The sequence below is a fragment of the Streptomyces albiflavescens genome (assembly GCF_014645835.1).
Lineage (GTDB): Bacteria > Actinomycetota > Actinomycetes > Streptomycetales > Streptomycetaceae > Streptomyces > Streptomyces albiflavescens.
This window is the reverse complement of the sequence record NZ_BMMM01000012.1, coordinates 16,426-27,484: the sequence shown is the minus strand read 5'-3', so window position 1 is coordinate 27,484 and position 11,059 is coordinate 16,426. Positions and strand designations below refer to the sequence as shown.

The following is an 11,059-nucleotide window of genomic DNA, read 5'->3' as shown; positions in this document are numbered from 1 at the left end:
CCCCCCCCCCGCCCCGCTCCTCACCGCCACGCGCGGACCACTCACGCGTACTTCTCACAGCAAAGCCGTTCCAGGGAGCTGTTTTCCATGAGCGCCGAGACTCCTGCCGCGCCCGGCCAGAACGAGCACTACCTCCGGGTCTTCCGGCGGAACTTCCGTACCTGGAGGGGCGACCGCCCGTTCTGGGCCGGTCTGTTCGTCCTGCTCGGCGGTTTCCCCATCGCCTACTTCCCGTATGCGAACCTCCAGATCGGCCATCTGACGCTGGCCATGGCCACCACCGCGGGTGCGGGCTCCCTGATCATCGGTGTGCTGCTCGGCGTGCTGGGCATCAGCCTCTGGTTCCAGAAGCACGTACGGACCTTCGCCGGAGTCGCGGCGATTCTGCTGGCCCTGGTGTCCATCCCGGTGTCCAACCTGGGCGGCTTCCTCATCGGCTTCCTGTTCGCCATGATCGGCGGCGCGATGGCGGTCTCCTGGGCTCCGGGCGAGTCCGAGACGGAGCCGGCCAAGACGGTGGCCACGGGTGAGGGCGAGGCCCCCGAGGGGGCGCCCGTGGGGACCCCGGACAGCGTGAGCGAGCTGAGCGAGCCGAACGATCTGTCAGGAACGAGCCCGGCGAACGGGGCGAACGGGAGGCACAGTGCCGGCTGACGAGGTGACCCACGGGACTGATGTGGAGGAGTCCCGTGTGAGAACCGGGCCGCGCCACGCGGCCCCCAGGAAGCCGCTGTTCACCAGGTTCCACATGCCTGCCGGGAAGGCCGTCGCCATCGCGGCGATGCCGACAGCAGTCCTGATGGGGATGGGGTTCACTCCGACACTTGCCCTCGCCGACGACCACGGGTCGTCGAAGAGCCTGACGGCCGACGAGTACAAGGACTGCGTCGCGGCCGTGACCGGTTCCGAGGACGGCGCGAGCGCCTCGGCCACGCCGTCGCCCTCCGCCTCGGCGAGCAAGTCCAGCGACACGGCGGAGCCGACCCCCTCGGCCTCCGCGTCCTCGGGCCAGACCTCTTCGTCGGATTCAGGTTCCGGCGACAAGGCCGAGCCCACGCCGTCCGCGTCCGCCTCCTCGTCGAGTACGTCGGACAAGTCGAGTACGTCGGACACGTCGGCGGACAGCGGCACGTCCACGCCGACCCCCTCGGCGTCCGCGAGCAGCGGCAACGTGCTGGACACCATCGGCAACGCGATCAACGACGTCCTCACCGGTGGTGGCGACTCCACGGCGAGCTCCAGCCCCACGCCGTCCGCCACGGCGAGCGCGAGCGCGTCCGCGAGCAAGGACACCTCCGACAGCACCTCCGGCACCGTCAAGGACACGACCGACAAGGTCACCGAGACGGTCACGGACACCGTGAAGGACACCACCGACACGGCGTCCAAGGCGGCCTCGGACACCACGGAGACGGTCAAGGCGGCGGCCGACGCCGCCACCGCGACCCCGAGCCCGTCCGCGAGCTCCAGCACGGACCCGTCGAACTGCCCGGTCGCCACGGACGAGGTGGGCGGTGTCGACAACACCACGCCGCTGCCCGACGACCCCTGGTACCTGAACGCCAGCTCGCTTCTGCTCAAGGGCGCCGACTACCAGGGCATCGTGAAGGTGAAGACGGCCAACGGGACGACCAAGAAGGTCCTGAAGTACGTCATCTCCGACGGCACCGACATCGGCGACCTGCACCAGACGGTGAAGGACAAGCAGTCCGGCAAGACGTACCACGTGCAGGCGGCCGACGGCTCGACGTCCACCATCCGTGACGGCAAGACGGTCATGTACACGGAGAGCATCTCCGGCAATCTGCTCGGCCTGATCCCGATCACATTCAGCCCGGACAACCCGCCGCCGCTGAACATCCCGCTGATCTACTTCACCAAGGTGAAGGTGGTCCAGGCCGGCCAGTTCGGCGGGACGCTGACCGTGCCCGGGCTGCGCTCGTACCAGACCGACTGAGCGCCCCCCAGATCCCGTCCGGGAGCCGCAACACACTGAGGGCGCCCCCTGTTCGCAGGGGGCGCCCTCAGTGGCGTACGGGGACCGTGGGTCAGGCGTGGGCGCGGTTGCCCTCGCCCAGGTGGTGCACCCGGACCATGTTGGTGGTGCCGGGGACGCCGGGGGGCGAACCGGCGGTCATCACGACGACGTCGCCGTCGTTGAAGCGCCTGAGCTTCTGGAGCTCCTGGTCGACCAGGTCGACCATCTCGTCGGTGCTGTTCACGAACGGCACGATGTGCGACTCGACGCCCCAGCTCAGCGTCAGCTGGTTGCGGGTGCCCTCGTCCGTGGTGAAGGCGAGGATCGGCTGGGACGCGCGGTAGCGGGACAACCGACGAGCGGTGTCACCGGACTTGGTGAAGGCGACCAGGCCCTTGCCGCCGAGGAAGTCGGCGATCTCGCAGGCGGCGCGGGCGACCGAACCGCCCTGCGTGCGCGGCTTCTTGCCGGGGACCAGCGGCTGCAGGCCCTTGGAGAGGAGCTCCTCCTCGGCCGCGACGACGATCTTCGACATCGTCTTCACGGTCTCGATCGGGTACGCGCCCACGCTCGACTCGGCGGACAGCATGACCGCGTCGGCGCCGTCCAGGATCGCGTTGGCCACGTCGGAGGCCTCGGCGCGGGTCGGGCGGGAGTTGGTGATCATCGACTCCATCATCTGGGTCGCGACGATCACCGGCTTGGCGTTGCGGCGGCACAGCTCCACGAGGCGCTTCTGCACCATCGGGACCTTCTCCAGCGGGTACTCGACGGCCAGGTCGCCACGGGCCACCATGACCGCGTCGAACGCCGCGACGACGCCCTCCATGTTCTCGACCGCCTGCGGCTTCTCCACCTTGGCGATGACGGGGACCCGGCGGCCCTCCTCGTCCATCACCTTGTGGACGTCGGCCACGTCGTTGGCGTCGCGCACGAAGGACAGGGCGACCATGTCGCAGCCCATCTTGAGGGCGAAGCGCAGGTCCTCGATGTCCTTCTCGGACAGCGCCGGCACGTTCACGGCGGCGCCGGGCAGGTTGATGCCCTTGTGGTCCGAGATCACGCCGCCCTCGATGACGACCGTCTTGACCCGGGTGCCGTCGACCTCGACGACTCGCAGCTCGACGTTGCCGTCGTTGATGAGGACCTGGTCGCCCTTGGAGACGTCACTGGGCAGACCCTTGTAGGTCGTGCCGCAGATGGTCTTGTCGCCGGGCACGTCCTCGATCGTGATGGTGAACTCGTCACCACGCTCCAGCTCTACGGGGCCCTCGGCGAAGGTCTCCAGACGGATCTTCGGACCCTGCAGGTCGGCGAGCACACCAATGGCCTTGCCGGTCTCGGCCGAGGCGGCCCGGACGCGGTCGTAGCGCCCCTGGTGCTCCTCGTGCGTGCCATGGCTGAAGTTGAAGCGGGCTACGTTCATGCCGGCTTCGATCAGCGCGACCAGCTTGTCGTGGGAGTCGACCGCGGGGCCGAGAGTACAGACGATTTTCGAACGGCGCATGGGGCGATCCTATCGGTTTGTTTCGCTACGGAATATTCCGTCTGGTGGAAGATACAAATGGGCGGCCGGGCGCTCAGGCGTGGTTCTTTCCGACCAGTGCATACGTCTGTGTGGCGATCTCCAGTTCCTCGTCCGTCGGCACCACGGCGACCGCGACCCGTGCGTCCGGCGGCGAGATGAGCCGCGGCTCGTCACTGCGTACGGCGTTCAGGTCGCCGTCGACCGCGAGGCCCATTTCCTCCAGGCCGGCGATCGCGGCCTCGCGCACCGGGGCGGCGTTCTCACCGACTCCGGCGGTGAAGGCGATGGCGTCCACCCGGCCGAGGACCGCGTAGTAGGCGCCGATGTACTTCTTCAGGCGGTGAATGTAGATGTCGAAGGCGAGCCGGGCCTGTTCGTCACCCTCGTCGATACGACGGCGGATCTCGCGCATGTCGTTGTCGCCGCACAGGCCGATCAGGCCGCTCTGCTTGTTGAGCAAAGTGTCGATCTCGTCGGTGGACATTCCGCCAACGCGCATCAAATGGAAGATGACCGCGGGATCCATGTCGCCGGACCGCGTACCCATCACCAGCCCCTCCAGCGGCGTGAGCCCCATGGAGGTGTCCACGCAGCGGCCGTTCCTGACCGCCGAGGCCGAGGCGCCGTTGCCCAGGTGCAGCACGATGACGTTCACGTCCTCCGGTGCCCTGCCCAGGAGCCGCGCGGTCGCGCGGGACACATAGGCGTGCGAGGTGCCGTGGAAACCGTACCGGCGGATGCGGTGCTCGTCGGCGGTCTTCACGTCGATCGCGTAGCGCGCCGCCGACTCCGGCATTGTGGTGTGGAAGGCGGTGTCGAAGACGGCGACCTGGGGCAGGTCCGGACGCAGCGCCATGGCGGTGCGGATGCCGGTGAGGTTCGCCGGGTTGTGCAGCGGGGCGACCGGGATGAGCCGCTCGATCTCCGCGAGGACGGCGTCGTCGATGACGGTCGGCTCGGTGAAGTACATCCCGCCGTGCACGACCCGGTGGCCTATCGCGGCCAGCTCGGGGGAGTCCAGACCGAGCCCGTCCGCGGCCAGTTCCGTCGCGACGGCCTTCAGGGCCGCCTCGTGGTCGGCGACGGGACCGAACTGCTCACGGGGGTGACCGCCGGCCGGCGGTGTGTGCTTCAGCCGGGAGGTCTCCTCGCCGATCCGCTCCACCAGACCGACCGCGAGCCGGGAGCCGTCGCGCATGTCGAGCAGCTGGTACTTCACCGACGACGAGCCGGAGTTGAGGACGAGGACGCGGGAAGCGACGGGGGCCGAGCGCGGCTCGTCGGACGGGGCGGTGGTGGGCGACGGGTGGGAGGTCACTGCCGGGAAGCCTTCTGGTCGGGGGTCTGGGCCTGGATCGCCGTGATGGCGACGGTGTTGACGATGTCCTGGACGAGCGCGCCGCGGGACAGGTCGTTGACGGGCTTGCGCAGGCCCTGCAGGACCGGGCCGACGGCGATCGCGCCGGCCGAGCGCTGCACGGCCTTGTAGGTGTTGTTGCCGGTGTTGAGGTCCGGGAAGATCAGCACGGACGCCTGGCCGGCGACCTCCGAGTCCGGCAGCTTGGTCGCCGCGACCGTCGGCTCGACGGCGGCGTCGTACTGGATCGGCCCCTCGATCCTCAGATCGCCGCGGCGCAGCCGCACCAGCTCGGTCGCCTCGCGCACCTTGTCGACATCGGCGCCCGAACCGGACGTACCGGTCGAGTACGACAACATCGCGATCCGCGGCTCGACGCCGAACTGCTCGGCGGTGGCGGCCGACTGGATGGCGATGTCGCAGAGCTGCTCGGCGTTCGGGTCCGGGTTCACGGCGCAGTCGCCGTAGACGAGGACCTTGTCGGCAAGGCACATGAAGAAGACGGACGACACGATCTTGGCGTCCGGCTTGGTCTTGATGATCTCGAAGGCGGGCCGGATGGTCGCGGCCGTGGAGTGCACCGAGCCCGACACCATGCCGTCGGCGAGGCCCTCCTGCACCATCAGCGTCCCGAAGTAGTTCACATCGGCCACGACGTCGTACGCCAGCTCGACCGTGACGCCCCTGTGGGCGCGCAGCGCGGCGTACTTCTCGGCGAAGGAGTCGCGCAGCTCGGACGTCTCCGGGTCGATCAGCTGGGTGCCGCCCAGGTCGATGCCGAGGTCGGCGGCCTTCTTACGGATCTGGTCGACGGGCCCGAGCAGCGTCAGATCGCAGACACCCCGGCGCAGCAGCACCTCGGCGGCGTGCAGGACGCGCTCCTCGGTTCCCTCGGGCAGGACGACGCGGCGCTTGTCGGAGCGGGCCTGCTCCAGGAGCTTGTGCTCGAACATCATCGGCGTGAGCCGGTCGCTGCTCGGTGCGGAGACCCGCTTGAGCAGGTCGCTGGTATCGATGTACCGCTCGAAGAGGCCGAGCGCGGTCTCCGCCTTGCGCGGCGTGGCCGCGTTCAACTTCCCCTCGAGGCCGAAGAGTTCGGTGGCGGTGGGGAAGGAGTTGCCCGCCACGGAGACGACCGGGGTGCCGGGGGCGAGACGGGCGGCGAGGGTGAGGATCTCGTCGCTGGGGGTCTCGTTCAGGGTGAGCAGCACGCCGGCTATGGGCGGGGTGCCCGCGCTGTGCGCGGCGAGCGACCCGACGACGAGGTCGGCGCGGTCGCCGGGGGTGACCACGAGACATCCCGGGGTCAGCGCGTTGAGGAAGTTCGGCAGCATCGCGCCGCCGAAGACGAAGTCGAGCGCGTCCCGGGCCAGCCCCGCGTCGTCGCCGAGGAGCACCTTGCCGCCGAGGGCGTGGGTGATCTGCGCGACGGTGGGCGCGGAGAGCGCGGGCTCGTCGGGCACGACGTAACAGGGCACGGGCAGACGGGAGTCGAGCCGCTCGTGGATCTCGGCGCGGTCCTCGCGGGCCACCCGGTTCACGACCATGGCGAGGACGTCGCAGCCGAGGCCGTCGTACGCCCGGTAGGCGTTGCGCGTCTCGGCACGGACGGACTCGGCGGTCTGGCCGCGGCCGCCGACGACCGGGATGACCGACGCGCCGAACTCGTTCGCGAGTCGGGCGTTGAGCGCCAGCTCGTCGGGGAACTGGGTGTCGGCGTAGTCGGTGCCGAGGACGAGGACGACGTCATAGTCCCGCGCCACCGCGTGGAAGCGGTTCACCAGGGAGGAGACCAGCTCGTCCGCGCCCTGCTCGGCCTGGAGCGCGGACGCCTCGTGGTAGTCCATGCCGTACACCGTCGCCGGGTCCTGTGCCAGCCGGTAGCGGGAGCGCAGCAGCTCGAAGAGCCGGTCCGGGCCGTCGTGCACGAGCGGACGGAACACCCCCACCCGGTCGACCTGGCGGGTCAGGAGCTCCATGACCCCCAGCTCGACGACCTGGCGGCCGTCGCCGCGGTCGATCCCGGTCACGTACACGCTGCGCGTCACGCGTGCTCTCCATCCGTTGCGTCGCTGGGGTGCTTCGGTGCTGTGCTTCGGTGCTGTGCTCTGGGGCGTCGCGGGGTCGCGTCCGCGGTCTCGGCGGCGCGACAAAATGGCCCGCTGGGGTGAGCAGAACCCTCTTGACAATACCTCTGCGGGTAGCTACGGCGCCCGGCAGGACAAAGGTCCTGGTGGGGTGCAGGGGCGCGCCGGTGCCCTGTGGGCCGTGAAACAATCGGACTGTCTCACCGGTACCAACAGCGAGCAGGAGACACAGCACGATGCGCATCGGAGTTCTCACCGCAGGCGGCGACTGCCCCGGCCTGAACGCAGTGATCCGGTCGGTCGTGCACCGAGCGGTCACCAACTTCGGGGACGAGGTCATCGGCTTCGAGGACGGCTACGCCGGCCTGCTCGAAGGCCGCTACCGCAACCTCGACCTCGACGCGGTCAGCGGCATCCTCGCCCGCGGCGGCACCATCCTCGGCTCCTCGCGCCTGCAGCGCGACCGGCTCCGTGAGGCCTGCGAGAACGCGCAGGACATGGCGCGCGAGTTCGGTATCGACGTGCTGATCCCGATCGGCGGCGAGGGCACGCTGACGGCGGCGCGGATGCTGTCGGACGTGGGGCTGCCGGTGGTCGGCGTCCCGAAGACGATCGACAACGACATCTCCTCGACGGACCGCACCTTCGGCTTCGACACCGCGGTCGGCGTGGCAACGGAGGCCATGGACCGCCTCAAGACCACGGCCGAGTCCCATCAGCGCGTGATGGTCGTCGAGGTCATGGGCCGCCACGCCGGCTGGATCGCGCTGGAGTCCGGCATGGCCGCCGGCGCCCACGGCATCTGCCTGCCCGAGCGTCCCTTCGACCCGGCCGACCTGGTCAAGATGGTCGAGGAGCGCTTCTCCCGCGGCAAGAAGTTCGCCGTCGTCTGCGTCGCCGAGGGAGCACACCCCGCCGAGGGCACCATGGACTACGGCCACGGCGCGATCGACCAGTTCGGCCACGAGCGCTTCCAGGGCATCGGCGCGGCCCTCGCGTACGAGCTGGAGCGCCGCCTCGGCACGGAGGCCAAGCCGGTCATTCTCGGCCACATCCAGCGCGGGGGCACGCCGACGGCGTACGACCGGGTGCTCGCCACCCGCTTCGGCTGGCACGCGGTGGAGGCCGCCCACCGGGGCGACTTCGGCAGGATGACGGCGCTGCGCGGCACCGACGTCATGATGGTGCCGCTCGCGGAGGCGGTCACCGAGCTGAAGACGGTGCCGAAGGATCGGATGGACGAGGCGGAGTCGGTGTTCTAGGAGAGAGGTACCTCCGGGGAGCATCCGGACACCCAGGGCTCTCTGGGCCCTCTGGGCCCTCTGGGTCAGTACGTGCTCCCCTGGACGATCGACCAAAAGTGGTCGACGATCCGGCCGAGGAAGTCCCGGCCCGAGTCGCTGGAGTCGGCGGCGGCCGAGCCGCCGCCCCAGCTGAGCGTGGCGACCATCTGCCCCTGGTAGTCGGTGTGCATCTCCTCCAGCACCTTCTCCAGAAGATGCCGGTCCAGGGGCACCATCTTCCCGACCGGGCGCACATACGCCTGCCAGCGCGTCGTCATCGCGCTGCGCAGCAGCTCCGCGAGCTTGTCGTCGCGCCCCGTCACCGTGATGAAGTCGGGCAGCGAGAGGTCGAGGACGTCGGCGAGCGCGGCCGACTGCCGTTCGTTGCCGCGCCATTCGCCGGACTCCTCCATCCGCTGGTACGCGAGGAGTTCGAGGCCGACGGCGCGTGCGACGTCCTCCGGTGCCAGGCCGCGGGCGACGCGGTGCTCGCGCAGGGTGCGCGGCGCGCCGATGAGCTCGCCCGGCGAGCACCACAGCACGCCCGCGAGCGCGGTGAGCTCGGGTGCGCTCGGCGAGGTGATCCCGCGCTCCCAGGCGGCGACGAGGTCGGGGGTGACGTACGGCAGCCCGTACGAGGCTCTCATCCCGTACGCGACATGCTCGGGTCCCATGCCGAGCGCCGCCCGCAGTCTGCGGGCGGCCGTGGCGTTGAAGGGCGGGGTGGGCTGTTGGGCTTGCGGTCGGTGCACGCGCATAAGCTATGGGTCCGGGACAGCCGTGACTACGGTCTGTTCGGCCACAATTACGGATTGTAGGAATATACGGTTTCGGCCGTCCGTCCGAGGTGGCCGAAGGTCATGCGGTGATCCGGCGGTGCCCGATGGCCGGGATCAGCCGGTGTAACCCTCGGTGCAGGACTTCTACGACGAGTTGGCCCCCGACCACCACCTGATCTTCACGGACTGGGACGCGAGCATCGCGCGTCAGGCGAAGGTGCTGGATCGCGCGGTGCGCCGGGCGGGCGCGCGGCCTCATCCCTTGACCGCCCCGCCCAGAGCAAACCCCCCACCCAGCTTCCTCGCCACCAGCACATACAAAACCAGCACCGGCGTCGAATAAATCACCGAAAACGCCGCCAGCTGGCCGTACACCACCATCCCCCGATTCCCGAAGAACTCATTGATGCTCACCGATGCCGGCATCTGATCCGGTGTGAGCAGCAACATGAACGGCACAAAGAAGTTCCCCCACATCATCACGAAGGAGAAGACCGTCACCACGGCTACGCCCGGACCCATCAGTGGCAGCACAATGCGGACCAGCGACTGAAACGACGAAGCGCCGTCCGTCCAGGCCGCCTCCTCCAGCTCCTTCGGGACCCCATCCATGAAGTTCTTCATCAGCCAGATGGCAAAGGGAAGTTGAGAGGCCGCGAAGAAGAAGATCGTCCCCTGCATGGTGTCGATCAGATTCACCTGCACGAACAACGCGTACACCGGAACCATGATCGCGGTGATCGGCAGACTCGTCGCGAAGAGAATCGTCAGCAGGAACGGCCGGTTGAGGCGCGAACGGAATCGCGACAGCGGGTACGCCGCCAGTGCCGCGCACACCACCGTCAGCAGCGTCCCGCCCCCGCACAGAATCAGACTGTTGAGCAGCGGCGTGAACGTGATGTCCGGCTTCAGTACGGCGTCGAAGTTGGACAGGGTGACCCCGTCCGGCACCTTCACCGTCAGATCGGCGTGCGCGTCCAGCGACGAGAGGACCACCCAGGCGAGTGGCAGCGCGAACGCGGCGGCCACGACGAGGAGGCCGGCGTCCGCCGCCAGGCGCCGCCCCGTGCGGCGGGACTTGAGCGTCGTGCCCGTACCCCGGGTCAACAGGGCCATCTCACACCTCCGTTCGCAGCAGCCGCATGTACACCACCGAGAACAGCGAGCCGACCACCAGGAGCAAGAGCGCCACAGCCGTCCCGTACCCGATCATGCTGTTCTGGAAGGCCTGCTCATACATGAACAACGGAAGCGTCTGACTCCTGTTCCCCGGGCCGCCACGCGTCATCACCCAGATCAGCCCGAACACCGACAGCGTCTGCAGCGTGTTGAGCATCAGATTCGTACCGATCGATCGGCGAATCATCGGCAGGGTGATGTGCCACATCCGCCGCCAACCCCCCGCCCCGTCCACTTCCGCCGCCTCCGTGATCTCCTTCGGGATCTCGTTCAGCGCCGCCGAATAGACCAGCATCGAGAAGGCCGTGCCACGCCAGACGTTCGCGAACGACACCGCGAGGATCGGCAGCGTGAACATCCAGTTCTGGGAAGGGAGATGGAGCCATTCGAGGATGGCGTTCAAGGTCCCTTCGCGGCGGAAGAAGGCGTAGAGCAGGAAGCCCGCCACCACCTCCGGCAGCACCCACGCCGTGATGACGATCCCGCCGACCAGCGTGCGGACCGGCTTCGACGCGCGCTGCATCAGCGAAGCCAGCGCCAGGCCCAGGGTGTTCTGGCCGACCAGTGACGACAGGACCGTGAACACCAGCGTCAGCCACACGGCGTTGAGGAAGGCGTCGTCCTTGAACGCCGCCCGGAAATTGTCGAAGCCGACGAAGGACGAATGGGCCTGGCCCGTCAACTGCAGGTCCGTGAAAGCGATGTACGCGCAATAGACGATCGGACCCGCGAGGAAGAGGAGCAGCAGGACCACGGCCGGGGTGACCGGCAGCGCGCGGGCCAGGGAACGGCGCGCCCCTCCCCGGCGCCGGGGGGCGCCCTTCGTCACCGCGGAGCGGACCGGGGGCGCCGCCGCCCCCGTACCCGC

The 11,059-nt window shown here is 69.0% G+C and carries 9 protein-coding genes; 3 read left to right on the top strand and 6 right to left on the bottom strand.

Features of this window, described 5'->3' with window-relative positions:
• Nucleotides 1–87: 87 nt before the first annotated feature.
• Together IEY95_RS29085 and IEY95_RS29080 are read left to right on the top strand one after the other, a co-directional pair.
• A complete protein-coding gene (locus tag IEY95_RS29085) occupies nucleotides 88–654 on the top strand; it encodes a DUF6114 domain-containing protein (protein ID WP_189189130.1) in 567 nt (188 codons plus the stop codon).
• Entirely contained in the window at nucleotides 644–1,957 is a 1,314-nt protein-coding gene (locus IEY95_RS29080; protein ID WP_189189129.1) for a hypothetical protein, read from the top strand. The genes IEY95_RS29085 and IEY95_RS29080 overlap by 11 nt, the downstream gene beginning before the upstream one ends.
• 91 nt (nucleotides 1,958–2,048) lie before the next feature.
• On the opposite strand, the gene pyk is transcribed toward IEY95_RS29080, so the two are convergent.
• The 3 genes from pyk to pta all read right to left on the bottom strand — a co-directional run bounded on the left by pyk (nucleotide 2,049) and on the right by pta (nucleotide 6,911).
• Complete coding sequence (pyk, locus tag IEY95_RS29075) at nucleotides 2,049–3,485, bottom strand: pyruvate kinase (RefSeq protein WP_189189128.1); 1,437 nt, start codon at nucleotides 3,483–3,485, stop codon at nucleotides 2,049–2,051.
• Between the two features lie 73 nt (nucleotides 3,486–3,558).
• Nucleotides 3,559–4,824, bottom strand: a complete 1,266-nt coding sequence (locus tag IEY95_RS29070; protein ID WP_189189127.1) for an acetate kinase — start codon at nucleotides 4,822–4,824, stop codon at nucleotides 3,559–3,561.
• Nucleotides 4,821–6,911, bottom strand: a complete 2,091-nt coding sequence (gene pta / locus IEY95_RS29065; RefSeq protein ID WP_189189126.1) for a phosphate acetyltransferase — start codon at nucleotides 6,909–6,911, stop codon at nucleotides 4,821–4,823. Before pta ends, IEY95_RS29070 begins: the two co-directional genes overlap by 4 nt.
• 275 nt (nucleotides 6,912–7,186) lie before the next feature.
• On the opposite strand from pta, the gene IEY95_RS29060 reads away from it, so the two are divergent.
• On the top strand, nucleotides 7,187–8,212 hold the full coding sequence (locus tag IEY95_RS29060) for an ATP-dependent 6-phosphofructokinase (protein WP_189189125.1): 1,026 nt from the start codon (nucleotides 7,187–7,189) through the stop codon (nucleotides 8,210–8,212).
• 65 nt (nucleotides 8,213–8,277) lie between these two features.
• Here the strand turns inward: IEY95_RS29060 and IEY95_RS29055 are convergent, their stop codons facing one another.
• The 3 genes from IEY95_RS29055 to IEY95_RS29045 all read right to left on the bottom strand — a co-directional run bounded on the left by IEY95_RS29055 (nucleotide 8,278) and on the right by IEY95_RS29045 (nucleotide 11,020).
• Complete coding sequence (locus IEY95_RS29055; RefSeq protein ID WP_189189124.1) at nucleotides 8,278–8,991, bottom strand: helix-turn-helix domain-containing protein; 714 nt, start codon at nucleotides 8,989–8,991, stop codon at nucleotides 8,278–8,280.
• Nucleotides 8,992–9,267: 276 nt separating this feature from the next.
• On the bottom strand, nucleotides 9,268–10,128 hold the full coding sequence (locus IEY95_RS29050) for a carbohydrate ABC transporter permease (RefSeq protein WP_189189123.1): 861 nt from the start codon (nucleotides 10,126–10,128) through the stop codon (nucleotides 9,268–9,270).
• A 1-nt stretch (nucleotide 10,129) separates the two neighbouring features.
• On the bottom strand, nucleotides 10,130–11,020 hold the full coding sequence (locus IEY95_RS29045) for a carbohydrate ABC transporter permease (RefSeq protein WP_189189405.1): 891 nt from the start codon (nucleotides 11,018–11,020) through the stop codon (nucleotides 10,130–10,132).
• Nucleotides 11,021–11,059 lie beyond the last annotated feature (39 nt).

Coding starts and splice junctions, on each gene's coding strand:
- IEY95_RS29085 (WP_189189130.1), top strand. CDS start 88: ATGAGCGCCGAGACTCCTGCCGCGCCCGGCCAGAACGAGCACTACCTC.
- pyk (WP_189189128.1), bottom strand. CDS start 3,485: ATGCGCCGTTCGAAAATCGTCTGTACTCTCGGCCCCGCGGTCGACTCC.
- IEY95_RS29060 (WP_189189125.1), top strand. CDS start 7,187: ATGCGCATCGGAGTTCTCACCGCAGGCGGCGACTGCCCCGGCCTGAAC.
- IEY95_RS29055 (WP_189189124.1), bottom strand. CDS start 8,991: ATGCGCGTGCACCGACCGCAAGCCCAACAGCCCACCCCGCCCTTCAAC.
- IEY95_RS29050 (WP_189189123.1), bottom strand. CDS start 10,128: ATGGCCCTGTTGACCCGGGGTACGGGCACGACGCTCAAGTCCCGCCGC.